Annotated in this window: 28 protein-coding genes; 12 read left to right on the forward strand and 16 right to left on the reverse strand. The window is 71.1% G+C overall.

The window, feature by feature from the left end; genetic code table 11:
• Window positions 1-33 precede the first annotated feature (33 nt).
• From Tbon_RS13725 to Tbon_RS03875, 3 genes are all read right to left on the reverse strand, one after another.
• Entirely contained in the window at window positions 34-633 is a 600-nt protein-coding gene (locus tag Tbon_RS13725) for a hypothetical protein (RefSeq protein WP_192498123.1), read from the reverse strand.
• On the reverse strand, window positions 633-1,769 hold the full coding sequence (locus Tbon_RS13730; RefSeq protein WP_192498124.1) for a hypothetical protein: 1,137 nt from the start codon (window positions 1,767-1,769) through the stop codon (window positions 633-635). Before Tbon_RS13730 ends, Tbon_RS13725 begins: the two co-directional genes overlap by 1 nt.
• A 195-nt stretch (window positions 1,770-1,964) precedes the next feature.
• The gene (locus tag Tbon_RS03875; protein ID WP_158066395.1) at window positions 1,965-2,843 is read right to left on the reverse strand and encodes an FAD:protein FMN transferase; all 879 of its coding nucleotides are present in this window, start codon (window positions 2,841-2,843) and stop codon (window positions 1,965-1,967) included.
• Between the two features lie 39 nt (window positions 2,844-2,882).
• Here Tbon_RS03875 and Tbon_RS03880 point away from each other — a divergent pair, with 39 nt between their 5' ends.
• Window positions 2,883-3,842 carry a diacylglycerol/lipid kinase family protein gene (locus tag Tbon_RS03880; protein WP_158066396.1) on the forward strand — a complete coding sequence of 320 codons (960 nt, stop codon included), beginning with the start codon at window positions 2,883-2,885 and terminating at the stop codon, window positions 3,840-3,842.
• Window positions 3,843-3,906: 64 nt separating this feature from the next.
• The gene (locus Tbon_RS03885; protein ID WP_158066397.1) at window positions 3,907-5,091 is read left to right on the forward strand and encodes a thiolase family protein; all 1,185 of its coding nucleotides are present in this window, start codon (window positions 3,907-3,909) and stop codon (window positions 5,089-5,091) included.
• An 84-nt stretch (window positions 5,092-5,175) separates the two neighbouring features.
• On the opposite strand, the gene Tbon_RS03890 is transcribed toward Tbon_RS03885, so the two are convergent.
• Window positions 5,176-6,810, reverse strand: coding sequence for a flavin-containing monooxygenase (locus Tbon_RS03890; protein ID WP_158066398.1), 1,635 nt, complete (start codon window positions 6,808-6,810; stop codon window positions 5,176-5,178).
• A 96-nt stretch (window positions 6,811-6,906) separates the two neighbouring features.
• Between Tbon_RS03890 and Tbon_RS03895 the strand changes: the two genes are divergently transcribed.
• Window positions 6,907-7,749, forward strand: coding sequence for a class I SAM-dependent methyltransferase (locus Tbon_RS03895; RefSeq protein WP_158066399.1), 843 nt, complete (start codon window positions 6,907-6,909; stop codon window positions 7,747-7,749).
• Here the strand turns inward: Tbon_RS03895 and Tbon_RS03900 are convergent.
• From Tbon_RS03900 to Tbon_RS03920, 5 genes are read right to left on the reverse strand one after another with little or no spacing between them, the layout of a single operon-like run.
• Entirely contained in the window at window positions 7,742-9,127 is a 1,386-nt protein-coding gene (locus tag Tbon_RS03900) for an alpha/beta hydrolase (RefSeq protein WP_158066400.1), read from the reverse strand. The genes Tbon_RS03895 and Tbon_RS03900 overlap by 8 nt on opposite strands.
• A gap of 57 nt (window positions 9,128-9,184) precedes the next feature.
• The gene (rfbC, locus tag Tbon_RS03905) at window positions 9,185-9,748 is read right to left on the reverse strand and encodes a dTDP-4-dehydrorhamnose 3,5-epimerase (RefSeq protein WP_158068238.1); all 564 of its coding nucleotides are present in this window, start codon (window positions 9,746-9,748) and stop codon (window positions 9,185-9,187) included.
• A 9-nt stretch (window positions 9,749-9,757) separates the two neighbouring features.
• Window positions 9,758-10,831 (reverse strand): NAD-dependent epimerase/dehydratase family protein, encoded by a 1,074-nt coding sequence (locus tag Tbon_RS03910; protein WP_158066401.1) that lies wholly within the window; start codon window positions 10,829-10,831, stop codon window positions 9,758-9,760.
• Between the two features lie 29 nt (window positions 10,832-10,860).
• Entirely contained in the window at window positions 10,861-11,718 is an 858-nt protein-coding gene (gene rfbD, locus Tbon_RS03915; protein ID WP_158066402.1) for a dTDP-4-dehydrorhamnose reductase, read from the reverse strand.
• A 51-nt stretch (window positions 11,719-11,769) separates the two neighbouring features.
• Window positions 11,770-12,168 carry a PPOX class F420-dependent oxidoreductase gene (locus Tbon_RS03920; RefSeq protein ID WP_158066403.1) on the reverse strand — a complete coding sequence of 133 codons (399 nt, stop codon included), beginning with the start codon at window positions 12,166-12,168 and terminating at the stop codon, window positions 11,770-11,772.
• Window positions 12,169-12,286: 118 nt separating this feature from the next.
• On the opposite strand from Tbon_RS03920, the gene Tbon_RS03925 reads away from it, so the two are divergent.
• On the forward strand, window positions 12,287-12,916 hold the full coding sequence (locus Tbon_RS03925; RefSeq protein ID WP_158066404.1) for a thiamine diphosphokinase: 630 nt from the start codon (window positions 12,287-12,289) through the stop codon (window positions 12,914-12,916).
• A gap of 127 nt (window positions 12,917-13,043) precedes the next feature.
• A complete protein-coding gene (locus Tbon_RS03930; RefSeq protein WP_158066405.1) occupies window positions 13,044-13,901 on the forward strand; it encodes a hypothetical protein in 858 nt (285 codons plus the stop codon).
• Window positions 13,902-13,994: 93 nt separating this feature from the next.
• Here Tbon_RS03930 and Tbon_RS03935 read toward each other — a convergent pair whose 3' ends face one another.
• Entirely contained in the window at window positions 13,995-15,200 is a 1,206-nt protein-coding gene (locus tag Tbon_RS03935; RefSeq protein WP_192498125.1) for a hypothetical protein, read from the reverse strand.
• A gap of 160 nt (window positions 15,201-15,360) precedes the next feature.
• On the opposite strand from Tbon_RS03935, the gene dapA reads away from it, so the two are divergent.
• Genes dapA through Tbon_RS03955 form a run of 3 tightly spaced genes read left to right on the forward strand, consistent with a single transcriptional unit; the run spans window position 15,361 to window position 16,884 of the window.
• Complete coding sequence (gene dapA, locus Tbon_RS03945; protein WP_158066408.1) at window positions 15,361-16,251, forward strand: 4-hydroxy-tetrahydrodipicolinate synthase; 891 nt, start codon at window positions 15,361-15,363, stop codon at window positions 16,249-16,251.
• Between the two features lie 10 nt (window positions 16,252-16,261).
• Window positions 16,262-16,618 carry a putative signal transducing protein gene (locus Tbon_RS03950; RefSeq protein ID WP_158066409.1) on the forward strand — a complete coding sequence of 119 codons (357 nt, stop codon included), beginning with the start codon at window positions 16,262-16,264 and terminating at the stop codon, window positions 16,616-16,618.
• Entirely contained in the window at window positions 16,615-16,884 is a 270-nt protein-coding gene (locus Tbon_RS03955; protein ID WP_158066410.1) for a DUF433 domain-containing protein, read from the forward strand. Before Tbon_RS03950 ends, Tbon_RS03955 begins: the two co-directional genes overlap by 4 nt.
• A 7-nt stretch (window positions 16,885-16,891) precedes the next feature.
• On the opposite strand, the gene Tbon_RS03960 is transcribed toward Tbon_RS03955, so the two are convergent.
• On the reverse strand, window positions 16,892-17,752 hold the full coding sequence (locus Tbon_RS03960; RefSeq protein ID WP_158066411.1) for an anti-sigma factor domain-containing protein: 861 nt from the start codon (window positions 17,750-17,752) through the stop codon (window positions 16,892-16,894).
• Between the two features lie 12 nt (window positions 17,753-17,764).
• Entirely contained in the window at window positions 17,765-18,424 is a 660-nt protein-coding gene (locus tag Tbon_RS03965) for a sigma-70 family RNA polymerase sigma factor (RefSeq protein ID WP_225734700.1), read from the reverse strand.
• A 150-nt stretch (window positions 18,425-18,574) separates the two neighbouring features.
• Between Tbon_RS03965 and Tbon_RS14345 the strand changes: the two genes are divergently transcribed.
• From Tbon_RS14345 to Tbon_RS03980, 3 genes are all read left to right on the forward strand, one after another.
• The gene (locus Tbon_RS14345; protein WP_158066412.1) at window positions 18,575-19,684 is read left to right on the forward strand and encodes a S1C family serine protease; all 1,110 of its coding nucleotides are present in this window, start codon (window positions 18,575-18,577) and stop codon (window positions 19,682-19,684) included.
• Between the two features lie 82 nt (window positions 19,685-19,766).
• Complete coding sequence (locus Tbon_RS03975) at window positions 19,767-20,495, forward strand: helical backbone metal receptor (protein ID WP_158066413.1); 729 nt, start codon at window positions 19,767-19,769, stop codon at window positions 20,493-20,495.
• On the forward strand, window positions 20,486-21,430 hold the full coding sequence (locus tag Tbon_RS03980) for an alpha/beta fold hydrolase (RefSeq protein ID WP_158066414.1): 945 nt from the start codon (window positions 20,486-20,488) through the stop codon (window positions 21,428-21,430). The genes Tbon_RS03975 and Tbon_RS03980 overlap by 10 nt, the downstream gene beginning before the upstream one ends.
• On the opposite strand, the gene nagA is transcribed toward Tbon_RS03980, so the two are convergent.
• Window positions 21,415-22,566 carry an N-acetylglucosamine-6-phosphate deacetylase gene (nagA, locus tag Tbon_RS03985; protein WP_158066415.1) on the reverse strand — a complete coding sequence of 384 codons (1,152 nt, stop codon included), beginning with the start codon at window positions 22,564-22,566 and terminating at the stop codon, window positions 21,415-21,417. The genes Tbon_RS03980 and nagA overlap by 16 nt on opposite strands.
• 80 nt (window positions 22,567-22,646) lie before the next feature.
• Here nagA and Tbon_RS03990 point away from each other — a divergent pair, with 80 nt between their 5' ends.
• Window positions 22,647-23,987 carry an LCP family protein gene (locus tag Tbon_RS03990; protein ID WP_158066416.1) on the forward strand — a complete coding sequence of 447 codons (1,341 nt, stop codon included), beginning with the start codon at window positions 22,647-22,649 and terminating at the stop codon, window positions 23,985-23,987.
• On the opposite strand, the gene Tbon_RS03995 is transcribed toward Tbon_RS03990, so the two are convergent.
• The 3 genes from Tbon_RS03995 to greA form a co-directional block, all read right to left on the reverse strand.
• Entirely contained in the window at window positions 23,984-24,373 is a 390-nt protein-coding gene (locus Tbon_RS03995; RefSeq protein ID WP_158066417.1) for a cupredoxin domain-containing protein, read from the reverse strand. The two genes, Tbon_RS03990 and Tbon_RS03995, sit on opposite strands and share 4 nt — an antisense overlap.
• Before the next feature lie 500 nt (window positions 24,374-24,873).
• Window positions 24,874-25,152 carry a hypothetical protein gene (locus Tbon_RS04000; protein WP_158066418.1) on the reverse strand — a complete coding sequence of 93 codons (279 nt, stop codon included), beginning with the start codon at window positions 25,150-25,152 and terminating at the stop codon, window positions 24,874-24,876.
• A 134-nt stretch (window positions 25,153-25,286) separates the two neighbouring features.
• Window positions 25,287-26,117, reverse strand: coding sequence for a transcription elongation factor GreA (greA, locus tag Tbon_RS04005; protein WP_158066419.1), 831 nt, complete (start codon window positions 26,115-26,117; stop codon window positions 25,287-25,289).
• Window positions 26,118-26,139: the final 22 nt, after the last annotated feature.

A 26,139-nucleotide genomic window follows, 5' to 3' on the forward strand; every position in this document is an offset into this window, starting at 1 on the left:
ACGACGTTTACGAATTTTCCAAAAACCTTTTCCCTAGGATCCTTTGGACTTCTTCGGAGCGGGGGTAGCGGCCGGCCTGGGCGGTGCGGCCGGCGCGGGCTGCACGGCAGCGGGCGGGGGCGGGGAAGCAGGCGCAGGAGCTGCTGGTGCCGCGGGCAGGACCGGGGCAGGCGGTGCCGCGGGAACCTCGGGAAGAGGGGCCGGGGCTTCGGCCTGCGCAGCAGGGACAGGCGTTTCGGGGCTGCCGGCCGGGGAGGGAGCCGCCGGCAGGCCGGGGACCGTGGGGGCGGGGGTACCGGCGGCTGGCGGTGCGGCAGCCGTACTGCCGGGACCGGCCTGCACCGGGACCTGGACGACGTAGTAGACCGGCTGGCGCTGGATGATGACGACCTGCTGAGGCGGCTGCGCGGCGGGAGCCGGGGCGGGCTGCGCCGGGCCGGCAGTCTCGGGGGCGGCGGACGCCGTCGCGGGGTCTCCTGCTTCGGCGGCGACGGCATCCGCCTGGACGGAAGAGACCTGGCGGTGTTCAGCAACGGCGATGGCGTTCCAGGTGCCGACCAGGGTGGCGGCAGCGGTGACCCCCACGGACAGACGGGTGAAGAGGTAACGGACCACTCCGGCTGACCTGCTCATCAGTGGCGCTCCTTGCTGTCGTCGTGCTTCTTGTCATCGGACTTCTTGTCCTTTGACTCCTTGCCGTCGCTGTGCTGGTCGCGGTCGTCGTCGTGGTCGCGGTCGTCGTCGTGGTCGCGGTCGTCCTCGTGGTCGCGGTCGTCCTCGTGGTCATCGTCGTGGTCGTCCCTGTACCCGGCCGTTCCGGCGGTGTCGGCGGCCGCCGGTGCGGGAGGCGGCGGAGCGGGGGCTGCGGCCGCGGGCGGGGCAGCCGGCGGCTGCGGCGTGGGCGGGGGAGCCGGGGCGGATGGCTTCGCGGCCGCTGAGGGCGTCGGCGACGGAGGCGCCGGCGGCTGGGCCGGTGCGGTAGCGGCCGGGGGCGGGGACGCCGGCGCGGGTGTGGTACCAGCCGCCGGGACCTGGGCCTGCTGGTAGATGACCATCGGGCGGGCGTCCTGGTAGATGACGACGGGGGTCGGTTCGGCCGCGGCCGCCGGGTCGGCAAGGGACGGGACCGGTGCGGCCGGCTGGACGTCGGAGACGTAGGCCGCGGGCTCTGCGGCCTGCTCATGGCTGCCGAAGGAGAGGAGCCCCTGGGAGCTGGCGGTGACGCCGACCGCGGCCGCGGAGAGGCCAGTGGTCACGGCGGCGGTCAGGAGGGATGCGAGTCGGTTCATGCGTGCACCTCCACGTGCGGTTTCCGCCGGGTACATCGGGAGGCGCGGCCGAAAGGTGTCAGACGGGCGAGGACGAAGGCGGAACCGGGGAGGGCGCCGGCGGCCGCTGGCCGGCCCGGCGCCCCCGCGGCGGTCTCTCAGCCAGTCGTCGCCGGAGTCGCCATCGCGGTCGCCGGAGTCATCGCGGTCGCCGGCGTCGTCGCGGTTGTCGGTGTCATCGCGGTTGTCGGTGTCATCGCGGTCGCGGGCGTAGTCGCGGTCGCGGGCGTAGTCGCGGTCGGAAGGGGCGGCGCCGGCAGGAGCGGGGCCATGGTCAGCGGCGGAGAGCACGGGAGCCGGGGCATCGGACGCAGCGGGTTCACCGACCTCCATGGCGACCAGGGCGGCCGGGAGAGCAGCGGCCTTGCCGGCCGGGTCGTCCCCGGCGTCCGGCGCAGGGGCCGGGGGGTGCGCTGACCGCGACGGCAGCGGCCTGGTCATCGGCCGGAAGGCCGGGCCGGGGCTCGCCGACAGCGGCAGCGGCGAGGGCGGCGAGGGAGAACGCCGCGGTCGCGGATGCGGTGAGGATGGTAGCCAGGGTGTTCACAGGTCTTCCTCCGTGGCAGGTTGCCGACCGGTACATCGGAGGAAGGGCGTGACATCGATCATTTTGTTCCCTGAACTTCGATTCCTGTTCTACGGAGCAGTCCAGGACGGCGTTGGTGAGGGGGAGCCGTCGGCGGCGAGGGCGAAGGCGGCGACGCCGCGCAGGGCGGCGAGTTCGAGGCCCTCGTGCCCGCCGATAAGGACGGCTTTGGCCCAGGTTTCGGCTTCGCGGCAGGTCGGGGCGATGACGGAGACCTGGACGAAGGGCGAGGCTGCCGGCAGGCCGGTGCGGGGGTCGATGAGGTGGTGGGCGGTGCGGCCGTCGGCGGTGGTCCAGCGGCGGCGGAGGGTCGTGGAGGTGGCGAGGGCGCCGGCAACGATGCCGGACCAGGCGGTTTCGCCGGAGGGGCCCTCGACGGTGAGCTCCCAGCCGCCGCGGCCGGGGGCTTCTTCGCCGATGCAGCGGATGTCTCCACCGGCATTCACCATCGCGGGCGCCTTCGTGGCAGCTGCCAGGTGCTCGGCGGCGAGGTCGGCGGTCCAGCCTTTGACGATGCCGCCGAGGTCGAGCCGGCCCTCGCAGAGGCGCCAGCCGGCGGTCGTCCGTTCGATGGCGGTGCGCGGGTCGGGTGGAGGGAGCGGGACCGGCGCGCCGCCGGAGACGGTGCTGAAGGTGCGGTCGTAGCCGGCGGCTGCGAGCGCCGGGAGGATCAGCGGATTGAAGAGGCCGTCGGTGGTCTCCCAGGCGGCGAGGGCGAGGGGGAGAATGGCGTCGAGCCAGGGATCGGCGACGGTTTCACCGCGGTTGAGGCGGGAGACGAGGGAGGATGGACGGAAGCGGGAGAAGCGCTCCTCCTGCTGGTCGAAGAGGAGGCGGGCCTCGAGGAAGGGGAGCATGGGGCGCTCGTCGGCGATGACGATGAGGTCGATGCCGGTGTCCATGGCGCGAAAGGATTCGATGTGCTCCACGGCTTTGCCCCTGCGGGGTGAGCATAGGAGGATCGGGGCATGGAGACGACTGACCGCCCGCCGACCGACCGACCGTATTTCATCGTGAACCCGGCCTCCGGCGGGGGCCGGACCAGGAGCCGGGTGGGGGCGCTGATCGATGCGATTGAGCGGGCGGGGCTGGAGGCGGACTGCGCATTCACGACGCGCCCGGGCGAGGGGATCGACCTTGCGCGGGAGGCAGTCGCGGCCGGGCGGACGTTCCTGGTGGCGTGCGGGGGCGACGGGACGGTGAACGAGGTCGTGAACGGGGTCATGGCGGAGGGCGCGGCCGAACGGGTGAAGGTGGGAACCATCGGCATGGGCACGGGGAAGGACATCGCGAAGTGCCTGGGCATCGGCCGGGGGTCGCGGGCCCTGCGGGCGATCGCGGAGGGGGCGGAGCGCCGGGTCGACCTCGGGAAAGTGACGGCCGTCGGCGAGGATGGGAAGGAGCAGGTGCGCTTCTTCCTGCTGGAGGCGTCGGCCGGGTGGGTGCCGGAGATTTCGCAATCGACGCCGCGCTGGCTGAAGCGGCTGGGGGATACGGCGCCCTACGTGATCATGACGGTGGTGAAGATGCTTGGGCCGATGGGGCGGAGCTTCACGCTGCGGATCGACGGCCAGGAGTACGACGGGCGGTACAACACCGTGAGCGTGCACAACATGGAGCTCTGGGGCGGCGACCTGGTGGCGGCGCCAGGCGCGGCGCCGGACGACGGACTGTTCGATGTGATCCGCTGGGGCGACCTCGGCCGGCGGGAGGTGCTGCGGGCGGTTTCGGGGCAGCGGGCCGGGGGCACCCACCTGGAGATGGAGGGGGTGGACCGGCACCCGGCGAAGGTGGTGGAGCTGTCGTCGCCGGCGCCGACGCGGCTGGACCTGGACGGGGAGCTCGGCGGCTACCTGCCGGCGCGGATCGAGATTGTGCCGGGGGCGATCCGGTTCGCGGCGCCGCCGGGGGAACCGGGAGCGCGGTAGCACGGGCGCGGGAGGCGGCCGTACACTTCAGGGGACAGTTCGTTCGGAACGAAAGGACCCCTCAATGCGTGAAGTTGTGATTGTAGATGCGGTGCGGACACCGCTTGGCCGGCGCGGCGGCGTGCTCAGCAAGAACCACCCGGTGGAGACCTCGGCACTGCTGCTCCAGGCGCTGGCGAAGCGGAACAATCTTGACCCGGAGATGGTCGACGACGTGATCTACGGGTGCGTCTCGGAGGTTGGGGCGCAGTCGACGAACCTGGCGCGGAATATCGTGCTGACGGCGCGGTGGCCGTACACGATCCCGGGGGTGACGCTGGACCGGCAGTGCAGCTCGGGGCAGCAGGCGGTGCACTTCGCGGCGAACCAGATCGCCTCGGGGGTGCACGATGTGGTGGTAGCCGGCGGGACGGAGTGGATGTCGCAGATTCCGCTGGGGGCGAACATCGGCCAGGGGCTGGGATTCCCGTTTACGGACGCGATGCGGGAGCAGTACGACCTGAGCAGCCAGGGCATCGCCGCGGAGCGGATTGCGGAGAAGTGGGGCATCACGCGGGAGGAGGCGGACGAGTTCGCGGTCGAGAGCCAGGCGAAGGCGGCGCGGGCGCAGGCGGAGGGCCGCTTCAAGAACGAGATGATCCCGGTGCCGGGCAAGAAGAAGATCAAGAAGGCGGACGGCACCGAGGAGTGGGAGGACGCCATCATCGACTTCGATGAGGGGATCCGGCCCGGCACGACGGTGGAGGTGCTGGCGCAGCTGAAGCCGAGCTTCAAGGAGAACGGCGTCCACCACGCCGGGAATTCGAGCCAGATTACGGACGGGTCGGCGGCGGTGCTGTTGACGCACCCGGAGAAGGCGAAGGAGATGGGGTGGAAGCCGCGGGCCCGGATCGTGTCGCAGGCGGTGGTGGGCTCGGACCCGGAGCTGATGCTGACGGGGCCGATCACGGCGACGCCGCTGGCGCTCCAGCGGGCGGGGCTGACGATGCGGGACATCGACCTGTTCGAGATCAACGAGGCGTTCGCGAGCGTCGTGCTGGCGTGGAAGCGGGAGCTGAACCCGGATATGTCGAAAGTGAACGTGAACGGCGGGGCGATCGCGCTCGGGCATCCGACGGGCTGCACCGGCGCGCGGCTGTTCGCGACGCTGATCAACGAGCTGGAGCGGACGGGCGGCCGCTACGGGCTGATTACGATGTGCGTCGGCGGCGGTATCGGCACGGCGACGGTGATCGAGCGGCTCGACTGAGCCAGCCAGGAGCAGCGATATGAGGGCGGGGCGTCCCGGATCCGGGGCGCCCCGCCTGTCTATGGGCGCGGGAGCCGCGCAGGCTCAGCGGGAGAGGGCGGCGGGCTCGGGCTGGAGGATGAACCCCTCGTAGCCGTTGGCGGCGACCTCGGCGCACTTCTGGGCGTAGGCCCCGACGCCGCCAATGTACGGCATGAAGACGCGCGGTTTGCCGGGGACGTTGGCGCCGATGTACCAGGAGTTGGCGCGCGGGTAGAGGGTAAGGTTCGCGACCTCGTTGACGTGGTTGACCCAGGCGTCTTCGGCTTCGAGGGAGGGCTCGATGGTGGCGAGGTCGCGCTCGCGGAGGTATTCGAGGCAGTCGGTGACCCAGTCAACGTGCTGTTCGATGGAGACGAGCATGTTGCTGAGGACGGAGGGGCTGCCGGGGCCGGTGATGGTGAACATGTTGGGGAAGCCGGCGACCTGGATGCCGAGGCAGGTGCGGGGGCCGTGCTCCCACTTTTCGCGGAGGGTGAGGCCGCCGCGGCCGCGGATGTCGATGCGGAGGAGGGCACCGGTCATGGCGTCGAAGCCGGTGGCGTAGACGATGGTGTCGAACTCGTACTCGTCGCCGTTTTCGAGGCGGACGCCTTTCGGGGTGATGGCAGCGATGGGGTTGTCGCGGATGGAGACGAGTGTGACGTTGGGGCGGTTGAAGGTTTCGTAGTAGGCGATATCGACGCAGAGGCGCTTGGTGCCGAAGGGGTAATCGCGCGGGCAGAGGGCTTCGGCGGTTTCGGGGTCCTGGACGATTTCGCGGATTTTCTGGCGGACGAACTCGGCGGCGGTTTCGTTGGCGTCGGGGTTGATGGCGATGTCGTTGAAGGCGCCGCCGATGGCGAAGCCACCCATGGCCCAGCGGCGTTCGTATTCGCGGCGGCGCTCTTCTTCGCTGACGGCGAGGGCGGAGACATCGTTGAGGGGGAGGCCGGTGATGCCGGCGGAGGTGGTGCGGGCTTCGGCGCGGAGCTCGGCGATCCGCTCGGCGGCGGCGCGCCACTGCTCTTCATCGAGGAAGTAGTTCTGGGCGGGGACGGAGAAGTTCGGGGTGCGCTGGAAGACGGTGAGGTGGGCGGCCTGGCGGGCGATGATGGGGATGGACTGGATGGCGGATGAGCCGGTGCCGATGACGGCGACGCGCTTGCCGGTGAAGTCGACACCCTCGTGGGGCCAGGCGCCGGTGTGGTAGGACTCGCCTTCGAAGGTTTCGATGCCGGGCACCTCAGGGGTCTTGGGGACGGAGAGGCAGCCGGTAGCCATGACGAGGTAGCGGCAGGTGTAGACGTCGCCGCGGTCGGTGCGGACGGTCCAGCGGGCGGCGGCTTCGTCGTAGTGGGCCGCGGTGACGCGGGCGGAGAACTGGATATCGCGGCGGAGGTCGTAGCGGTCGGCGACGAACTGGATGTAGCGGAGGATTTCGGGCTGGGTGGCGTAGCGTTCGGTCCAGCGCCATTCTTTGGCGAGGTCGGGGTCGAAGGCGTACTGGTACTGGAGGGATTCGATATCGCAGCGGGCGCCGGGGTAGCGGTTCCAGTACCAGGTGCCGCCGACGTCGTCGGCGGCTTCGATGACGCGGGCGGAGAAGCCGGCGCGGCGGAGGCGGATGAGCTGGTAGAGACCGGCAAAACCGGCGCCGACGATGATGCTGTCGAAGGACTGCGGGGCGTTCGAGGTCACGGCGCGGCCTCCTGCGAGGGGTGCGGGGATTCTGCCACCGGGGGAGGAGCGTGTCCACGGGTGCGGCAGGCGGGGAGGTTTGCGAGGATTTCGGCGATGGGCATGAAACCGGCGGGGCAGGTGACGCGCGGGAAGACGGCGCCGAACCGGCTGCGGCTGGCGGATACCTACCTGCTGGTGGCGGAGGGGGCGCGGCTGCGGGCGCTGCAGGGGCCGGCGGTTGACCTCGGGTTCGGCGATGTGCCGGTGACGACGGTGGAGCTGTTCGAGCGGCTGCGGCGGGCGAACCCCCGGGCGGAGGTCATCGGGGTGGAGATCGACCCGGAGCGCGCGGAGCGGGCGCAGGCGTTCGCGCGAGCGGGACTGCGGTTCGTGCGCGGGGGGTTCAACCTGCCGCTGGCCGAGGGGGAGCTGGCCGGGCTGGTGCGGGCATTCAACGTGCTGCGGCAGTACGACGAGGGGGAGGTCCGGGCGGCGCTGGAGACGGTCGCGCGGGGGATGGCGCCCGGGGCGCTGCTGGTCGAAGGGACGAGCGACCCGTTCGGGCGGCTGGCGTGCTGGTGGGTATGGGAGCGGACGGCGGCGCAGCCGGTCCCGCCGGGGCGATGGCCCGAGCCTCCGCTGCGGCGGGTTCGGCTGGTGTTCGGGCAGCGGCTGCGGTTCTTCAGCGAGGGGCCGCGGGCGTTTCAGCCGTACCTTCCGAAGGAGCTGATCCACCACGCGGAACCGGGCGGCGTGCTCGACCGGTTCTTCGCGGCATGGGAGCGGGCGTGGACGGCGGGGGCAGGGCGGCCGCCGCGGGAGCGGTGGCGGGCATCGGTACTGGCGATGGCGGAGCTGGCGCCGGCGGAACGGCGGCGGCGCGTGGTGGACCGGGGACTGGCGGCGTTCGGGTGCGACGCGGGGCCCATTGCGGAGGCGCTGGCAGCGCTCAGTTGACGCCGCCGGGGTCGCCGGGGCGGAGCGGACTGGTGAACTGGCGGCCGATATCGGTGAGGTCGCCGGAGAGGTCGTCGCCGGCGGGGCGCACACCCTCGCGGACCCAGCGGACGAGGTCGGAGAAGGCGGTGGTGAGCTCTTGCTGCGAGAACTGGCAGTGGCCGCCGGCGCGGATGGCGCGCTGCACGAGGAGGTCCTGCCGGCCGGCCGCGCGGACCTTCTTGAGGTAGGACTGCTCGAGGGAGATGGGGACGAAGAGGTCGCCGGTGTTGTGGAGGGTGAGGAGCGGCGCGGTGATGCGGCCCGTGGTCGGGACGGCGTCGGGGTGGGCGTCGGCGTTGCGGGCGGCGGGGTCGGGGGCGAAGCGGCGGACGCCGGCGTTCAGCTGTTCGGCGGTGATGCCGAGGCCGGGGTCGATGGCGTAGACGTGGTCCTGGTTGGTGGCGGCGCGGGTGACGAGGAGCCGGCGCTCGGGGTCGACCATGGCGAGGCCGAAGTTGACGAGGTACTGCTCGGCGAAGCCTTCGGCGAAGAAGGGGCGGGGGCCGCCGGTGAGGTGCTTGATGGCGGAGGCGAACTGGCGGCCGGCCTGGGTGGGGGCCTGGGGCGTGCCGAGGCGGGCGGGCAGCCGGGTAAGGAAGATGGAGGTGAGGTCGGCGCCGGGTTCGCCGATTGGGAAGCTGAGGCCGGAGAGGTATTCGGCGAGGGCGACCCACGAGACGAGGTAGTCGATCTGTTCGATACCGCCGAGGGCGCCGCAGAGGGCGAGGGCGCCATCGTATTCGCCGGCGTGGTGTTCGAGGGCGAGGGCGACGACGTTGCCGCCCATGGAGGCGCCGACGAGGTAGGTGCGGGCCGGGCGGCCGACTTCGGTTTCGAAGTGGCGTTTGAGGGCGAGGGTATCGTCGGCGCCGATGCCGGGGACGTAACCGTTTTCGCTGTAGCTGCTGGCGGCCCAGGCGAATCCGTTCGCGACGAGGAACTCGCGGAGGGCGCGCGGCGGGTTCTGGACAGCGACTTCGGTGCCGAAGCCGGCGAAGCCGTGAGCGAACAGGACGAGCTCGCCGTTCCAGTTCTCGGGCACCTCGATGCGGTAGGCGGCGCGGCCGAGGATGCCGTAGCTGGCGCGGGCGCCGGGAACGGGGTCGAAGCGGGGGTCGGAGATGGTGGTCGCGACGCCGGCGCTGGTGCCGAGGGGGCGGTAGCCGGCGGCCGGCGAGGGTGAGGGAGCAGGCGACGGCGGCGCCGGGGATGGCGGGGATTCGGCTGCGGGCGAGGCTGCGGCCGGGGCATCGGCGGGCGGGGCGCTTTCGCCGGCGCAGGCGGCGAGGGCGAAGGCGACGAGGAGGAAGGGGACGAACCGGATCGCGCGCAGCATGCGGAGGAGGATACCGCCGGCGTCAGCAGGGCGGGGTCAAGCCGGGAGCGTGCGGCCTCAGGCGGGGCGGTAGTGGAAGGCCGGATTTTCGAGGTACTGGCGGAGGCTCATGCCGTTCTGGTCGCGCTGGGAGAGGACGGGGTTCTTGATCGGCCAGTCGACGCCGATGTCGGGGTCGTTCCAGGCGATGGCGCCTTCGGAGGGCGGGCTGTAGAGGCCGGTGCACTTATACTGGACCTCGGCGGCGTCGGTGAGGACCTGGAAGGCGTGGCCGAAGCCCTCGGGCACCCAGAGCTGGCGCATGTTCTCGGCCGTGAGTTCGATGGCGACGTACCTGCCGAACGTGGGGGAGCCGACGCGGAGGTCGACAGCGACATCGAGGATGGCGCCGGCGGTGCAGCGGACGAGTTTGCCCATGGGGGCAGTCATGTCCTGGTAGTGGAAGCCGCGGAGGACGGCTTTGCCGGAGCGGGAGTGGTTGTCTTGGACGAAGTTGGTGGGGAGGCCGTGCTCGCGGAAGCGCTGCTCGTGGTAGACCTCGATGAAGAAGCCGCGCTCGTCGCGGAAGAAGTCGGTATCGATGACCAGGACGCCTTCGAGCGGCGTCGTGGAGACATGGATGTCCACGTGCTACTCCTCGTCGAACGGTTCGAAGATGCGGGTGGAGGCCTGGTAGGCCGGGCGGACCTGCTCGAGCAGCTGCATCCAGGCGATGTTGTAGTACTTCGGGTGGCCGAGCTGCTCGACGGGGACGTTGCGGAAGGTTTCGACGAGCTCGGCGACAGCGTCGGCGGCGGTGGTCGGAAGCTGGATGCCGAGGCGCTGCTTGAGCTTTTCGCCGGAGCAGCGGTAGTTGCGGACGAGGTTGGGGAGGGGACCATCAATGAGGGCGACGGGCTGGCCGAGGCGGACGAGGGCGGCGGCGACGACTTCGGCGAGCTGGCGAATCTGGTAGTTATCGCCGACGACGTTGAAGATTTCGCCGGCGACGAGCTCGGAGGGGGCTTCAAGGACGGCGATGTGGGCGTCGGCGAGGTCCTGGACGGAGACGAGGGGGCGCCACATGCGGCCGCCGCCGTGGAGGATGAGGCGCTGGCGGACGAGGGCATCCTTGACGAAGGTGTTGAGGACGAGGTCGAAGCGCATGCGCGGGCTGAGGCCGAAGACGGTCGCCTGGCGGAGGATGACGGGCTCGAAGCCGGGGCCGGCGTGGGCCAGGAGGGCCTGCTCGGAGTAGCGCTTGGAGGTTGCGTAGGCGCCGCGCGGTGCGAGGGGGGCGTTTTCGTCGAGGAGGGTTTCGGCGTCGGGGGCGCCGTCGTAGAGGGAGCAGGAGGAGCCGAAGACGAGGCGGCGGACGCCGGCGGCGATGCACTGGCGAGCGATGGCATCGGTAGCGGCGGCGTTCATCTGCCAGTTGGCTTCGGGGCTGAACTCGGCGGTGGGGTCGTTGGAGAAGCCGGCGAGGTGGTCGACGGCGTCGATGCCCTCGAAGACGCCCTCGGGGAGGCGGCGGATATCGGCGTTGACGAGTTCGACGCCGGGTTCGTCGGCATAGTGGGGGAGGCCCCAGAACATGCGGTCGACGACGCGGACCTGGTGGCCGCGGGCGAGGAGCTTCGGGACGAGGACGCTGCCGATGTAGCCAGCACCGCCGGTGACGAGGATGCGCATCGAGCCTCCGACCGGGCCATGCGTGGCCCGCATGGTGGTGGATGGTACGGAAGATGCGGGATTCAGGACAGGTCGCCGTACTTTTCGCGGAGGTAGCGTTCGAGGCCGAAGCGCCAGTGGCGGAGGCGGGGGACGCGCTCTGAGCCCAGCACGCTGTAGAGCGGGCGGCGGACGGGACCGCCGAATTCGGCGGTAGTGGTCGGCCGGCAATCGGGGGCCAGGCGGCGGAGTTCGAAGATGGCGCGGGCGAAGTCGTACCAGCTGGTTTCGCCGTCGGCGGCGAGGTGGACGGTGCCGCGGAGACCCTCGCGGAGGAGTGGGAGAAGCGCCTCGGCAATCTCGGCGGTGTTGGTGGGCGCGGTGACCTGGTCGGCGACGACGCGGATGGGCTGGCCTTCGCGCGCGAGGCGGAGCATGGTTTCGACGAAGTTGCCGCCCTTGCCGGCGGAGCCGGCGAGCCCGTAGAGGCCGGAGACACGCACGATGAGGTGGTCGGGGTTGGCGATGCGGACGGCGTCTTCGGTGGCGATCTTGGCGGCGCCGTAGATGTTGAGGGCACGGCGGGCGTCGGATTCGAGGTAGGGGGTGCACTTTTCGCCGTCGAAGACGTAGTCGGTGGAGAACTGGACGACGGCGGCGCCGGCTTCGCGGGCGGCTGTGGCGACGTTCCAGCCGCCGACGACGTTGACGGTCATTGCCGTTGCCGGGTCCTGTTCGCAGAGCGGGAGGTTATGGAAGGCGGTCGTGTTGATGACGACGGCGGGGCGGGCCTGCGCGACGAGGGCGCGGACGGCGGCGCGGTCGGTGACGTCGGCGTCGGCGCGCGTGGCCGGGAGGAGGTCGATGCCGGGCTGGCCGCGCCAGCAGCGGACGATATCGGAGCCGAGCTGGCCGCTGGCGCCGAGGAGGAGGATGCGCATGGCTCCCGATGCTAGCGGGCGCGGGCACCGGGAGCCAGCGGGGAGCAAGCGTCAGCCGCTGACCTGGACGTGTTCGGGCTGGATGCGGAAGATGACACGCTGTTCACCGGGCTGGCGGAAGGGGTAGCGGTCCTGGCCGAGGTACTTCTTCGCAAGCCTGTCGATGTGGGCATCGGCGCCCTCGTGGGTGCGGGCAACGACGCGGCCGCGGACCTGGATGTAGCGGTAGGGGTTCTGCTGGTCGGCAACGGAGATAGCGACGCGGCCGTCGCGGTCGAGGTTGCGGGTTTTGACGCGGCCCTCGGCGGTGTTGATGAGGATGGTGTCGCCATCAATGTCGACCCAGACCGGCGTGACCTGGGGCGAGCCGTCGGGCATGAGGGTGGCGAGGTGGCCGAAGTTCGGTTTTTCGAAGAGGTCGCGGTGCGACGCGGGGATGGATGCAGGCATGTGCAGCCCTCCTTACTGAAGGTGTGAACGTTACCCGTTTGACGGTAGCAGCGGGGCGGTTGCAGGCACAACCATACGGGGGCTCGCGCGGTTGGCCGGCGGCGGGTTGAATGGAGGCATGCGCGCGCTGGTGATCGCCCATGGGGAGCCGCCCTCGGGCGGGCTGCTGCGGGAGCTCGCGGCGGCGGCGGACCTGGTGGTGGCGGCGGACGGCGGGGCGCTGGTCGCGCTCGATGCGGGCATCACGCCGGACGCGGTGGTGGGCGACCTGGACACGATGGACCAGTTTCCGGAGGCGCCGGTGCCGCGGGAGCGGTTCGTGCGGGACCCGGACCCGATGACGACGGACCTGGAGAAGGCGGTGCGGTTCGCCCTGAAACGGGGGGCGGAGCGGGTGGATGTGGCGGCGGCCGGCGGCGGGCGGGGCGACCATGCGCTGGCGAACCTTTCGGTGCTGGCGGTGTTCCGGGACCACGAGGTGGTGCTGCACGACGACCTGTTCGAGGTGTGGCTGGTACGCGGCCGAACGGAGGTGCGCGGGGAGCCGGGGACAGTGGTGTCGCTGATTGCGCCGGGCGGCTGCCGGGGTGTGACGACGCGGGGCCTGCGCTGGGAGCTGCAGGATGCCGACCTCCCGTTCAGCCCGCGGGGTGTGCACAACGAACTGGTGGGTGAGCGGGCGGAGGTGGAGGTCCGAGACGGTGTCCTGCTGGTCTTCCGGGGGCGGTGGGTGGAGCGTCACCGGTAGGACAGGCAGGGTAAAGGCGGCCTGACCGGCGGCGCCGGGACGCGTCACCTCCGGGGAGGCTGGCGCCATGGTACAGGTGAGCGGCGGACGAACCGCCGCAATCCTCTCCGGACAAGGAGCAGACGAGATGAAGTTTTCGATTCGGGACAGCCGGCTGGTATCGGTCGGCGTCGCCAGCGTCATCGCGGTCGGGGTGATCGGCTTCGGGAGCGCGGCGTTCGCGCAGGACAGCGGGACGCCGACGCCGACGCCAGCGACGCAGGACGGCGGGAGCGGGCCACTGGCCGGGTGCGAGCACGGGCTCGGCCTCGGGCTGGCGATGGGGCATCTGCTGAAGGGCGTCGGCCTGACGCCGCAGGAGATTGCCGAAGGCAAGGCCGCGGGGCTGACCTGGGGCCAGATCCTTGACCAGTACGGCGACGTGACCGCGGCGCAGGCGAAGCAGAAGGCGCTCGATGCGCTGAAGTCGAAGCTCGACCAGGCCGTTGCGAACGGGCGGCTGACGCAGGAGCAGGCCGACCAGCGGCTGGCTGACGCGGGCGCGAAGATCGACCAGTTCCTGAATTCGAAGCCGGGCGACCACCTCCCGGGAAGGGACGGCGACGGCAAGCCCGGGAAGGGCTTCGGGATCCCGAAGGGCGGCGCAAGCCTCGAGACGATCGCCGGCGTGCTCGGTACGGACGTCGAGACGCTCCGGAGCCAGCTCGCCGAAGGGAAGACGATCGCGGAGATCGCCGGCGACAAGACGCAGGCGGTGATCGACGCGCTCGTGGCCGAGGCGAACGCGAAGATCGATGAGGCGGTCGCGAACGGACGGCTGACGCAGGAGCAGGCGGACCAGCTGAAGACGAAGACCGCCGAGATGATCTCGAAGTTCGTGAACGAAGGCGGGCCGCTCAAGAAGTTCGGCAAGGGCTTCGGGCGCGGCCACCACGACCGGGGCGGGATGACCCCGCCGTCGGGCTCGAGCCAGCCGACGCAGTAACGAACAGCAGGTTCCCCCTGGAGCGCCCGGGCGGGCGCAGCGAGGCCCCGGCAGGTGTGCCGGGGCCTCGCCGTGCGCCGGGGGAGCGCGGGCTCAGTTGGGGATGGTGACGCCGGGGTCGGGGTAGGTCTTCTGGTCGGCGTTGCCGGGGACGGCGACGGTGGGCATAGTGGGCGCGATGTACTGGTCGAGGCAGACGTTCTGGTAGGTGACGCCGTAGCGGGTGGTGGTGCCGGAGCACCGTGGGTCGTTGTGGCCGGAGACGATTTCGCCGAATTGGGTGGCGACGAAGGCGCCGCGGATGGGGTTGCGGAAGGCGTACCAGGCGGCTTCGAGTCGGCGGGTGTTGCCGGTTTCGCCGGTGGGAATCCAGGTGGAGATATCGTAGGCGGTGGCGTTCTCGCCGGGGGTGTAGAGGGTGGTGGCGCCGCAGATAGTCCAGCCGAAGTCCCAGGACCAGTCGGGTTCACCGGGGGCGGAGTACCACTGTTCGCAGCCGATGCCCTGGGCGATGGAGGTGGCGTCGCAGACGGCGACGATGGGGCGCTGGGCCTCTTCGGGGAGGGCGATGACGCGGCGGGGGACGCGGGAGCCGCCTTCGGAGGCGGGGCGGGGGTCGCCGGAGTTGTACCAGCCCTGCCAGAAGGAGACATTGCCGGAGGGGTCGCGGGCCCAGACCTGGTAGGAGTGGTAGCGGCTCATGCGGTCGAGGGGGTTGGAGGCGGCGTGGACGCGGAAGTAGATATCGACGCCGTTGAGGCGGGTGCTGAAGCCTTTCATGGCGGCGTGCTTGTCGACGTTCTCGGCGGGGGAGGTGTTGAACGGGCCGGAGAAGGAGACGGTGTAGCCGGCGGCGGCGATCCAGGCGGGCGGCTCGTCGCCGTGCTCGTGGCCGGTGTAGCACGGTTTGCCATCGGGGCCGGTGACGACGGGCGGGTGCCAGCGGTCCATGGGTTCGCCGCAGCGGCCGACGGCGCCGGAGGACGGGGGCGGGGTGGCGGAGCGGGTGGGCGTCGGCGTGGGCGTGCGGGTTGGGGTAGCGGTGGGGGTGGCGCTGCGGGTGGGGGTCGGGGTGGCGGCCTGTCCGGTGCAATCGAGGCGGACCTCGCGCGTGTTGACGCGGGAGACGGTGAGCCGGGTGCCGCCTTCGCAGCGGACGGTGAGGGAGTCGCCGGGGGCGAGGACGGCGGTGCTCGAGCCGGCCGCGGCGAAGGAGAGCCCGAGGGCGGCGACGACGAGGGCCGCGGCGAGCACGGCGACCCGCCAGCCGGCCCGGAAGGGTGCGGTGATGCGTGCCATAGGGAACCTCCGTTGAGGGCGCATCTGCAGGTTCGGCCGGGGAACGTTGCCGTTCGACCGCCGGGCGGTAAATTCGCCGTGAAATCCGGGAGCTGGCCGGGAACAGGGCCGGGTTGCGGGAGCCGGGTAGAATGGATGGACCCCCTGCGGAGTTGGTGCGATGGCTGAACTGGGACGTTTGCTGACGGCGATGGTGACGCCCTACACGGACGAGGGTGCGGTGAACCTGCCGATGGCGCGGGAGCTCGCGCGGATGCTTGTCGAGAACGGGAACGACGGCGTGGTCGTGACCGGGACGACGGGCGAGGCGCCCCTCTTGAGCGACGACGAGAAGTACGCGCTCTGGTCGGAGGTGAAGCAGGAGCTGGGCGGGGCGACGGTGGTGGCGGGCGCCGGGACGAACGACACGCGGCACTCCATCCACCTCGCGAAGCTGGCGGAACGGGCCGGGGCCGACGCGATCCTTGCGGTGGTGCCGTACTACCTGAAGCCTTCGCAGGAAGGGATCTACCAGCACTTCCGGGCGATTGCGGAGAGCACCAGCCTGCCGGTCATCCTGTACAACGTGCCGGGCCGGGTCGGGGTCGGGATGACGGTGGAGACGATCCTGCGGTGCGCGGAGCTGCCAAACGTGGTTGGGAACAAGGAGGCGAACGGCGACCTGCGCCACACGGCGGCGGTGATGGAGGCGGCGCCGGGCTTCAAGATCTGGAGCGGGAACGACAACGACAACTTCCACCTGTGGTGCATGGGGGCGTGGGGCGCCATCAGCGTGACGGCGCACATCGTGGCGCGGCAGCAGCGGGCGATGCTCGAGGCGGTGCTCGGCGGGCGGCTGGCGGAGGCCGCGGCGATCCACAGGGCGCTCTGCCGGGTAACGGACGCGTGCTTCCTGAACGGGAGCCCGAGCACGATCCGATATGTGCTGCGGCAGCTGGGCTTCGCCATCGGGGCGCCGCGGCTGCCGGTGGTGGAGCCGGACGAGGCGGTGGGGGCGAAGGTGATGGCGGAGCTGCGGCGGCACCGGCTGGACGTGCCGGTGCCGGCCTGACGGGCGCGCCATGCCGGCTGGCCGGTGGGAGGTGGTGTGGCGGGGGCCGACGGAGGTTGATGCGGAGCTGACCGCAGGTCAGCTGCGGGCGGCAGGCATCCCGGCGCTGGTTGAGGGGTCGGCGACGCCGTACCGGGCTGCGGCGTTCCCGCTGGGCGGGACGTGGCTGATCCGCGTGCCGGCGGAGGCCATCGAGCCGGCGCGGGCGCTGCTGGAGGAGGTGGGCGAGGGGCCGAACCTGGAGACGGAGGAGGGCGGGGACTTGCTCGACGCGAACCAGCGGGCCACGCTGAAGGCGGCAGGGTTCGGGCTGGCGGTGCTGGGCATCGTCATCCTGCTGCTGTTGATTCGGGAGGCTGCGGGATGAGCAGACTGGACTGGCGGGAGTACATCGAGGTCGACGCTGCGGCGCCGGGCGGGCGGCCGGTGGTGCGGGGGACGCGGATTTCGGCGCAGGAGGTGCTGGACGCGGTGGACCGGGGCGAGGAGATCGCCGCGATCCTCGCGGCGTATCCGCAGCTGACGCGGGAATCGGTGCTGGCGGTGATCCAGTTCCGGCTGGCGCACCAGTACGTGCAGGAGCGGAAGCACGCGGAGCGGCGCCGGTTGCCGTTCGCGCCGGGCCCGGGCTGAGAGCAGCTCAGTTGCGGGTGAGGCGGGAGAGGTCGGTCACAAAGAAGACGGTCGGGCCTTCTCGGACGGGCGAGCCGCCGGCGCGTTCGATGGTGACGACGGCGGTGTCGTAGCTGGTGATGCCCTCGGGGACGCGGGTTTCGTAGCGGGCGAAGCCGGCGTCGTCGGGGGCGAAGGTGCCGAGGGAGTAGTAGCGGCCGCCCGAGTTGACCCAGAGCTGGTAGGTTTCGCCGGGTGGGAGCTGGCGGAGCTGGCTGGCAACGAACCAGACGCGCTTCTGGTCTTCGTCCCAGACGAGGCGGCCGATGGAGCCGCGCTCAGGGGAGACGGAAACGACGGCGGCGACCTGGCTGTTGGGCGAAATCAGGGCGATGAAGAGCTCGGAGTCGGACTTGAGCGTTTCGCGGAGTTCGGCGGCGACGGCCTGCTGGTCTTCCAGCTTTTGGGTCAGGGCTGCGAGTGCGACCTTCTGGGAAAGGGCTTCATCGATCTGGCGCTGGAGGTCGGCATTCTGGGAGCGGAGGGCATTAACCTGGGTGCGGAGGCCGAGCATGCCGGAGAAGGCGCCGACGGCGATGATGATGGCGGCCAGCCCTGCGGCGGCGCGGCCGATGGTGAAGGCGCGCCAGGCGGGGCCGGGCTTGCGGATGCCGGCGGCGGCGAAGACCCGGCTGCGAAGGCGGGGCGAGGCCCGGCGGAGGGGCTGGCTGGCGGCGAGGAGGGCGGCGACGCGCTCGGCTTCGCGGACCATGTCGCGGCAGCGGGAGCATTCGGCGAGGTGGAGGGCGATGGCGCGGGCAAGCTCGGGTTCGAGCGAACCGATGGCGTACTCGTCAGCCTGTTCCTGGGTGATGTGCGGGGCGTCCATGGCGGTTGCGGGCTACCGGCCGCGTTCGAGGCAGCGGCGGAGCTTCTGCATGCCGAGGCGGATTCGGGTCTTGATGGTGCCGAGGGGCTCGCGGAGGACGGCGGCGATCTCCTGCTGGGTGAGGCCGCCGAAGTAGGCGAGTTCGAGGGCGCGGCGCTGCTCGGGCGGGAGCTCGTTGAGGGCGCGGCGGACGGCGAGGCGTTCTTCGTTCAGCTCGGCGGTAGCGCCCGGGTCGAGCGCAGCGGCGTGGAAGACGGGTTCGGCCGACTCGGCGGGGTCGCCGAGGGGGCCGCCCTCGCGCTTCCAGCGGCGGCCGCGGGCGCGGACTTCGTCGAGGGCGCGGTTGCGGGTGACGCTCATGAGCCAGCTGATGAAGCGGCCGCGTTCGGCGATGAAGGTTTCGGGGCGGCGCCAGAGGCGGACGAAGACGTCCTGGGTCGTGTCCTCGGCGAGGCCGGGGTCGCCGAGGATGCGGTAGGCGGCAGAGTAGACGAGGTCGACGTAGCGGTCGTAGAGGACGGCGAAGGCGTGCTGGTCGCGTTCGAGGATGGCGAGCATGAGGGTTTCGTCCGGCCAATCGGTGCGGTCGGCGAGCGCTGCGTCGGCAGGGCGCGCGAATTCGACCGTTCGATCGAGGTTACGTATACCGGCGGGCGTCGGATTGCCGTCCATCGCGCGGGGTGGTCCCTTCGGCAGGGGATGATACACCGCGGCGTGATGGGCGCGAACGGCTTTACCGGTAGCGTGAAGGCGGCTTTCATCTTTACCTTTTGCACGGCGAGCGGCTGTGAGACTGGGAGGAGAACCTGAGGGGTGCGAGAGATGAACACCAGGATGGTGCTGGCGGCGGGGCTTGCGGCGCTGGCGCTGGCCGGCGGGGCAGCCTGCTCCGATACCCACGAGGCGAACCCGGCGGCGCCGGCCGGGAACGCAGCGGCTGCGGCCACGCCGACGGCAGGGCGGTCGCAGCCGACGTCGCTGCCAGCGGGGCAGATGACCGTGGCGGAGGTGGTGCAGTTCGCCGAGCCGGCGATCGTGCGGATTCAGACCAACGCGGGCGTGGGCTCGGGGTTCGTCGTGGCGAGCGACGGCTACATCGTGACGAATGCGCACGTGGTGACCGGGACGACGGGGCGGGTAGCGAGCGCGATTACGGTGACCCTGAGCGATGGTTCGCAGTACCAGGCGCGGGTGGTGGGCGTGGACCCGCGGGCGGACATCGCGCTGCTGAAGATTGAGGCGACGGGGCTGAAGGCGCTGGAGTTCGCCAGCCTGAAGGACGTGGCGGTGGGGCAGGATGTGGTGGCGATGGGGTACGCGCTCGACCTGCAGGGCGGCGAAGGCGGCGCATTCAGCGTGACGAAGGGGATCATCAGCCAGAAGAACAGGGTCATCAACGAGGGGTCGAACGCGGCGATCTTCGGTTCGGTGCAGACGGACGCGGCGATCAACCACGGGAACAGCGGCGGACCTTTGCTCGACCTGACGGGGAAGGTGGTGGGCGTGAACACTGCGCTGGCGCCGGACCCGACGACGGGCGAGGCGGCGCCGGGCATCGGCTTTGCGGTCGGCTCGGACATCGTGAAGGCGATCATTGAGCAGCTGAAGGCGCAGGGCCGGGTGAACCGCGGCTTCCTCGGCATCCAGGGGTTCGAAGCGCTGCGGCCGGCGGTCGCGCGGCAGCTGGGGATCCCGGAGAGGGAGGGCGGAGTGGTCATCCAGACGGTCCTGGCTGGCGGGCCGGTGGCGCAGGCCGGGCTCCAGGCAAAGGACGTCATTGTGAAGATCGGCGACGTGGAGATTGACAACGAGGCAGACCTGGCGGTGGCGCTCATCAAGTACCAGGCCGGCCAGAAGGTGAAGGTGGAGTTTTACCGCAACGGGAAGCGGCAGAGCGCGGAGGTGACGCTCGGCTCGCCGCCGTCGAACTGACCGGCGAACGGGGACAGGGCCACGGGGGCCGGCGGTGAGCCGGCCCCTCTTCGCGCGCGGGCGGAGGGACGATAATGGGCGCATGCGGGTCGTGAGCCTGGTGCCGAGCCTGACGGAGCTGACCTGGGAGCTGGCGCCGGAAACGCTGGCGGGGCGGACGAAGTTCTGCACGGAGCCGCCGGAGATGGCGGCGGCGGTTCCCGCCTTCGGGGGAACGAAGGACCCGGACGTGGCGGCGATTGCCGCGCTGCGGCCGGACCTCGTGATTGCGAACCGGGAGGAGAACCGGCGGGAGGACGTGGCGGCGCTGGAGGCCGCCGGGCTGCGGGTGCTGGTGACGGTGATCGATTCGGTCGAGGAGGCGCTGGCGGCGATCCGGGCGATCGGCGCGGAGGTGGGGAACCCGGGCAGGGCGGACGCGCTCGCGGCGGAAGTCGAAGCTGCGCTGGCGGATGCCGCGCCCGGCGAAGGGCCGCGGGTGTTCGTGCCGATCTGGCGGCGGCCGCTGCTGGGGCTCGGCGGGGGGACGTACGGCAGTTCGCTGCTGGAAGCATGCGGGGCGGTGAACGTGCTGCGGGAGCGGGAGCGCTACCCGGAGGTGACGCTGGAGGAGGTGCGGGCGCTCAGGCCGGACCTGGTGCTGCTGCCGGATGAGCCCTACCACTTCCGGGAGGAGCACTGCGCCGAGTTTGCGGAGGCGGCGCCGGCGCGGCTGGTGGATGGCAAGCTGCTGTGGTGGTACGGGCCGCGGATGCCGGGGAGCATCCGGGCGCTGCGTACGCTGCTGGCGGAGGCTGCGGCATGGCGGTGAGACGCGCGGCAGCGGCGGCGGCACTGCTCGGGGCGGCCGGCGCAGGCGCTGCTGCGGGCTTGGCCGCAGCGGACCGGCGGCGGTGGCGGCCGCCGCAGCCGGCGGGGCTGGTGCGGGAGGTGGCGGGGGCACGGCTGCACTACCTCGACGAGGGCGCCGGGCCGGCGCTGGTGCTCGTGCACGGCTTCGCCGGGAGCACGTTCAGCTGGCGGGCGGTGGTGCCGGAGCTGGCGAAGGAGTTCCGGGTGATTGCGGTGGACCTGCCGGGCTTCGGGCTGAGCGACCGGCGGCCGGGGATCGGCTACGGGCACGAGCGGCACGTCGACCGGCTGCTGGCGCTGCTCGACCTGCTGGGCATCGAGCGGGCGGCGTTTGCCGGGCATTCGATGGGTGGAGCGGTGGTGCAGCGGCTGGCGGCGCGCGCGCCGGGGCGGGCCGAGCGGCTGGTGCTGGTGGGGTCGGTGAGCGCTGGGGCGAACCTCGACATCGGCCGCCGGCGGCGGGCGAGCCGGCTGATGTTCGGGGCGATCCGGCTGGCGGCGATCTCGCCGACGGTGATGTACGCGGCCGGACGCCGGGGGCTGCGGCAGATGGTGGCCGACCCCTCGTTCGTGACGCCGGAGGTGGTGCGCGGGTACATCGACCCGCTGCTCATCCCGGGGACCGTCCGGGCGGTGGCGGAGATGGCGCGGGAGCATGCCGCGGAGCCGGCGGTCGACCTCGGCGCCATCGCGGCGCCGGCGCTGGTGGTGACCGGCGAGGCGGACGTGGTGGTGCCGCCGCTACGGGCGGAAGAGCTGGCGAAGGCGCTGCCGGCGGCCGGACCGGCGGTCGTGATCGACCGGGCAGGGCATCTGCTGGCGGAGGAGCGGCCTGACGCGTTCCTGCGGGCGACGCTGCCGTTCCTGCGGGCGGGGGCTCAGGCGCGGCGGTAGGCGACCTCGCCGCGGCAGATGGTGGCGGCGACATGGAGGTCGTGGTCGAGGAGGACGATGTCGGCATCGAAGCCGGGTTCGAGCTGACCCTTGCGGTCGGCGGCGCCGGCGACGCGGGCGGGGTTGGTGCTGGCGAGGCGGAAGGCGGCGGGAAGGTCGAGACCGAAGATCTCCACGGCGTTGCGGAAGTGGACGTCGAAGGTGGCGACGCTGCCGACGATGGTGCCATCGGCCTTGCGGGCGTGGGCTCCGGAGACGGTGATCTCCTCGCCGGCGAAGACGGCCTGGCCGGCATCGACGCCGGCGAGGTGGAGGTTATCGGTCACGATGACGGCCCGGAGCGGGCCGAGGAGGCGGTAGGCGAGGCGGAGGACGGCCGGCTCGACGTGGGCGCCGTCGCAGATCAGTTCGCAGGTGACATCCGGGGCTTCGAGGGCGGCGACGACGGGGCCGCCTTCGCGCTGGTGGATGGGGCGCATGGCGTTGAAGAGGTGAGTGACGTGGGCGATGCCGGCTTCGAAGCCGTGGCGGCATTCGGGCACGGTGGCGTCGGTGTGGCCGAGCGCGGGTACGGCGCCGAGGCGGGCGATGGTGTGGATGAGGGGCAGCGCACCGGGCAGCTCGGGGGCGACGGTGACCTGGCGGACGAGCCCGCCGGCCGCCTCGTGGAAGGTTTCGTACTCGGCGATCGAGGGCTCGCGGAGGTAGTGCGCGGGGAAGGCGCCGCGTCGGATGGGGTTGAGGAAGGGGCCCTCAAGGTGGAACCCGAGCGGTTCGGCTGAGCCGGGCAGGGGCTGGATCGCCGGGCGCAGGGCGGACAGGCGGGCGGCGGTAGCGGCGGCATCGGGGCCGACGGTGGAGACGAGGAAGGCGGTGACGCCGCGGGAGGGCGCCCAGGCGGCATAGGCGGCGACTTCGGCGGGGTCGTCGCTGAAAAAGGTGCGGCCGCCGCCGCCGTGGACGTGGACATCGATGAAGCCGGGGCCGGCGGTCAGCCCTTCGGCATCGAGGATTTCGGCGCCGGGCGCTTCGAGGTCGCGGCCGACGGCGACAATGCGGGGCCCCTGGACGAGGATATCGGCGCGGTGGGGGCCTGAGGGGCTGGCGACAACGGTGTTGCGGATGAGGAGGGACATGACGGCTTTACCCGGAAGCTTGACTGAGCGGTAGACGGCGGAGAAGGTGAGGGGCAACCTCCCTGGAGGCTGGCGGGGCAGTGAGCACCGGAGTGACGCGGCGGCGAGCCGCCGCTGCAGGGATTGTTGTCGGCTTCCTTGCCGCGGTCTACGTCGCACTGGTCGTGCTTGGACGGGTCGACCAGTACCTGTTCCCGGCGAACGAGGTGGCGGTGCCGGCCGTGCCGGCAAAGGTGCCGGGGACCGACCTCGGCGTGAACGTGTCGCTGCCGGGGGTTTCGGAGCAAGGGCCGAAGCCGTGGACGCCGGATGCGCGGCTGAACATCCTGGTGCTGGGGATTGATAAGCGGCCGGGGCAGCCGGAGGACGGAAGCTACCGGAGCGACACGATGTTCATCGCGAGCATCGACACCCATGCGGGACGGCTGCAGCTGCTGGCGATACCGCGGGACTTCTGGGCGGAGATCCCGTACGGGAATACGCCGGGGGTGTGGGCCGAGAACAAGATCAACGCGGCGTACTCGTACGGGCAGTTCTACAGGTACCCGGGGGGCGGAGCGGCAGCGGCGGTCGCGGCGGTGCAGCACAACCTGAACATCACCATCCGGCACTACGTGGTGATCGACTGGGAGGGGTTCGTGCGGCTGATCGATGCGCTGGGGGGCATCGACATCGACGTGCCGGAGACGATTTCGGACTTCGGGACGGACGTGCTGGAGGTCTTTCCAAACAACACGGTGCAGGCAGGCCGGCAGCATATGGACGGCAGGCAGGCGCTGGGGTACTCGCGGGTGCGGGTCGACGGCGACCTGAAGCGGATTGAGCGGCAGCAGCTGGTGATCCGGGCGGTTGCGGAGAAGGCCGTGAGCCTGGGGTATATCGCGCGGATCCCGGAGCTGTGGAGCGCCTACCGGGACGCGTTCAAGACCGATATCGACAACGGGCTGATCCCGGGGTATGCGCTGATGGCGCGGCAGGTGGACCTCGGGAGGATCGAGACGTTCTCGCTCGGGAAGGCGATGTACGGCGGGGTCTCGGAGGACGGCCAGCTGATCCTGCTGCCGAACCGGGAGCAGATGTACGCGATCATCGATGAATTCCTGGCAGACCCGCAGGCGCGAGATGAGGCGCCGAAGATCGCGCTGGTGACGCCGCCGGGCGGGCAGGCCGCGGGGAAGGCGGCACTGGCCCATCTCGCGGCATGGGGAATCTCGGAGGCGTGGGTGACGGTGGTGGCGGGCGACGGGACGGGGCAGGCCGGGATTGTTGATGTGACGGGCAAGCCGTACACGGCGGGGAAGCTGACCGGGCTGTTCGACCTGCGCATGCAGAACCCCGACGGCACGGAGCCGCCGGGGTTCGACATCGTGGTTCGGCTGGGCGAGAACACGGCGCTGCAGACGCCGAAGGGCGGGAACTAGCTCCCGGTGACGGTGACGGTCGCTTTCATCTGCGGGTGGTAGTCGCAGGTGATTTTGTAGGATCCGGGCTGCTGGAAGACCCAGGTGAAGACGTCGTTCTTCTTCATGTTGCCCGAGACGTTCTTGCCGTCGATGTCGACGGTGTGGAGTGCGGTTTCGCTGTTCTTGAAGTAGACGGTTTCGCCGACTTTGACGGTGAGCTGGCTGGGGTTGAACTGGAGCTTATCCTGGTCGATGAGCGGGGCGCCGGCGGGGATGCGGCTGTCGGAGCCGTCGGCGACGCCCTTGTCGGACGAGCTGCTGCTGCCGCCGCCGCAGGCGGCGAGGGCGAGCGCGGCGGCGACGGCGAGTGTGGCTACGAGTACGGGGCGGGTGAAGCGGTGCATGGCCAGATGAATCCTCCTTCCCGCGGGCTGCGCGCGGGTCCTGTCGTTTCCAGTGTGCCCAATCCGCGCCGGGGATGGCGTGCGGCGGGCGAGCGGGTCGACAGGTTCGATGGTGCCATTGACGGGGGCTATGGAGCCGGCCGAAGGTCCGTTCCGGGGGCGCCGATAGCCCGTTTCGAGGGCGGCGGGTGAAGCCCGGGGAAACGGTGCGAGGCCCCGTTCACGGCGGGGCCTCGCGGAGCGGGAGGCGGGGTGCGCGACCCGGGAAGAAGCGCTGCGGCAGGTTCAGGGTGTGCGAAACTGTTGAAATGGTCAAGCAGTTACGCGATTCGAGTGGCGTGGAGGGCGGGGCTGTGCTGAAATGGCCGGCATGGGCGACAGCAGCATCCCGGTGCAGGTGTGCCCGCGGTGCGGCTCAGCGATGGCGGACATCAAAGGTTCGCGGCTGGCCGTCTGCCGGCGGTGCGGCTACAAAGACGACTGCTGCTGACGGCCCGGTGTCAGGCAGCGCGGCCCCGCTTCCGTTTCGGGGTATCGAAGGCGGCGAGCTGCTGGCGCATGCGCTGGATGCGGCGGAGGCGGTAGGAGCTGGCCACCGGCATGGCATCATCGAGGTAGACGGGGCCCTGGCAGCGGGCGCAGCGGACGGGTGCAGCGGGGTCGGTGCCGGGCAGGAGGGGGCGGAGTCCTGCGAAGGTGAGCGGCGCACCCTTGGGGCCGACCCAGCGGGCCGTGATGTGGCCGCAGTGCAGGCATTTGAGGTCGCCGGTGACGAGCATGCTTGGCCTCCCAGTGATGGTGGGAGGAGTATTCGTCACCGTGTGCGGATGCCGGATTGGGGAGATCCCGCGATGCGGCCGGGAAAATCCCGCGATGCGCAGCGGCGGGGCCTGCGTTCCGGGGCCGGTGCGGGCTACGGGTCGTGGATGATGGCGTCGATGCGGTAGCGCATCGTGCCCTGGGGGGCTTCGACCTCGACTTCTTCGCCGACGCGGCGGCCGAGGAGGACGCGGCCCACAGGGGATTCGACGCTGATCTTCTTCTCAGCGGGGTTGGCTTCGCGCGGGCCGACGAGCTGGTAGGTCACCTGAATGTTGCGCTCGAGGAAGGTGACCGTGACGCCGGAGCCGATGGCGGCGACGTCGGCATCGAGTTCGGAGCGGTCGGCGACGACGGCGCGCTTGAGTGATTCTTCAAGCTGGCGGCGGCGGTTCTCGGCGAGGGCGAGGGCTTCGCGGGCGGCGTGGTAGGGGGCGTTCTCGCGGAGGTCGCCGTCGGAGCGCGCGGTTTCGACGGCGCGGATGAGGTCGGGGATGCGGCGCTCGAGTTCGGCGAGCTCGCGCCTGAGGGCTTCAATGCCTTCGGCGGTCATTTCGATGGGGGTTTCGACGACGCGGGTGCTGGCGCTGGTGGCGCGGGGGCCGTTCGCCTTCGGGAGGCGGAGGCCGGTGCCCAGGTTGCGCTCGGTGTACCCCTTGTTCTTGAGGAACCTGAACCAGGCCTTGAGGGCGTCGAGGCGACGCTGGCCGTTGGGGTCGGTGGGACGGAGGTTGCGCTCGCCGTACTGCTCGACGATGGCGGGGGTGAGGTCAGCGGTGATGCGGTCGAGGCCGATGTCGTTGCAGAACTTTTCGGCGTAGGCGGCGTATTCGCGCTCGGCGGGTTTGAGGCTGGCGGAGAACTGTCGAAGGGCTTCGCGGAGGGTGACCTGGGTGGCCGGTACTCCAGCGGGCGTTTGTGTCATGGCTCTACTGTACCATTCGGGC

Origin of the sequence: Tepidiforma bonchosmolovskayae (genome assembly GCF_008838325.1) — a bacterium.
Lineage (GTDB): Bacteria > Chloroflexota > Dehalococcoidia > Tepidiformales > Tepidiformaceae > Tepidiforma > Tepidiforma bonchosmolovskayae.

Bases quoted from the DNA above. Each gene is read 5' to 3' on its own strand.
- Tbon_RS13725 (WP_192498123.1), bottom strand. From the start codon at position 633: ATGAGCAGGTCAGCCGGAGTGGTCCGTTACCTCTTCACCCGTCTGTCC.
- Tbon_RS13730 (WP_192498124.1), bottom strand. From the start codon at position 1,769: ATGACCAGGCCGCTGCCGTCGCGGTCAGCGCACCCCCCGGCCCCTGCG.
- Tbon_RS03880 (WP_158066396.1), top strand. From the start codon at position 2,883: ATGGAGACGACTGACCGCCCGCCGACCGACCGACCGTATTTCATCGTG.
- Tbon_RS03885 (WP_158066397.1), top strand. From the start codon at position 3,907: ATGCGTGAAGTTGTGATTGTAGATGCGGTGCGGACACCGCTTGGCCGG.
- Tbon_RS03895 (WP_158066399.1), top strand. From the start codon at position 6,907: ATGGGCATGAAACCGGCGGGGCAGGTGACGCGCGGGAAGACGGCGCCG.
- Tbon_RS03900 (WP_158066400.1), bottom strand. From the start codon at position 9,127: ATGCTGCGCGCGATCCGGTTCGTCCCCTTCCTCCTCGTCGCCTTCGCC.
- Tbon_RS03910 (WP_158066401.1), bottom strand. From the start codon at position 10,831: ATGCGGGCCACGCATGGCCCGGTCGGAGGCTCGATGCGCATCCTCGTC.
- rfbD (WP_158066402.1), bottom strand. From the start codon at position 11,718: ATGCGCATCCTCCTCCTCGGCGCCAGCGGCCAGCTCGGCTCCGATATC.
- Tbon_RS03920 (WP_158066403.1), bottom strand. From the start codon at position 12,168: ATGCCTGCATCCATCCCCGCGTCGCACCGCGACCTCTTCGAAAAACCG.
- Tbon_RS03925 (WP_158066404.1), top strand. From the start codon at position 12,287: ATGCGCGCGCTGGTGATCGCCCATGGGGAGCCGCCCTCGGGCGGGCTG.
- Tbon_RS03930 (WP_158066405.1), top strand. From the start codon at position 13,044: ATGAAGTTTTCGATTCGGGACAGCCGGCTGGTATCGGTCGGCGTCGCC.
- Tbon_RS03935 (WP_192498125.1), bottom strand. From the start codon at position 15,200: ATGGCACGCATCACCGCACCCTTCCGGGCCGGCTGGCGGGTCGCCGTG.
- dapA (WP_158066408.1), top strand. From the start codon at position 15,361: ATGGCTGAACTGGGACGTTTGCTGACGGCGATGGTGACGCCCTACACG.
- Tbon_RS03950 (WP_158066409.1), top strand. From the start codon at position 16,262: ATGCCGGCTGGCCGGTGGGAGGTGGTGTGGCGGGGGCCGACGGAGGTT.
- Tbon_RS03955 (WP_158066410.1), top strand. From the start codon at position 16,615: ATGAGCAGACTGGACTGGCGGGAGTACATCGAGGTCGACGCTGCGGCG.
- Tbon_RS03960 (WP_158066411.1), bottom strand. From the start codon at position 17,752: ATGGACGCCCCGCACATCACCCAGGAACAGGCTGACGAGTACGCCATC.
- Tbon_RS03965 (WP_225734700.1), bottom strand. From the start codon at position 18,424: ATGGACGGCAATCCGACGCCCGCCGGTATACGTAACCTCGATCGAACG.
- Tbon_RS14345 (WP_158066412.1), top strand. From the start codon at position 18,575: ATGAACACCAGGATGGTGCTGGCGGCGGGGCTTGCGGCGCTGGCGCTG.
- Tbon_RS03975 (WP_158066413.1), top strand. From the start codon at position 19,767: ATGCGGGTCGTGAGCCTGGTGCCGAGCCTGACGGAGCTGACCTGGGAG.
- Tbon_RS03980 (WP_158066414.1), top strand. From the start codon at position 20,486: ATGGCGGTGAGACGCGCGGCAGCGGCGGCGGCACTGCTCGGGGCGGCC.
- nagA (WP_158066415.1), bottom strand. From the start codon at position 22,566: ATGTCCCTCCTCATCCGCAACACCGTTGTCGCCAGCCCCTCAGGCCCC.
- Tbon_RS03995 (WP_158066417.1), bottom strand. From the start codon at position 24,373: ATGCACCGCTTCACCCGCCCCGTACTCGTAGCCACACTCGCCGTCGCC.
- Tbon_RS04000 (WP_158066418.1), bottom strand. From the start codon at position 25,152: ATGCTCGTCACCGGCGACCTCAAATGCCTGCACTGCGGCCACATCACG.
- greA (WP_158066419.1), bottom strand. From the start codon at position 26,117: ATGACACAAACGCCCGCTGGAGTACCGGCCACCCAGGTCACCCTCCGC.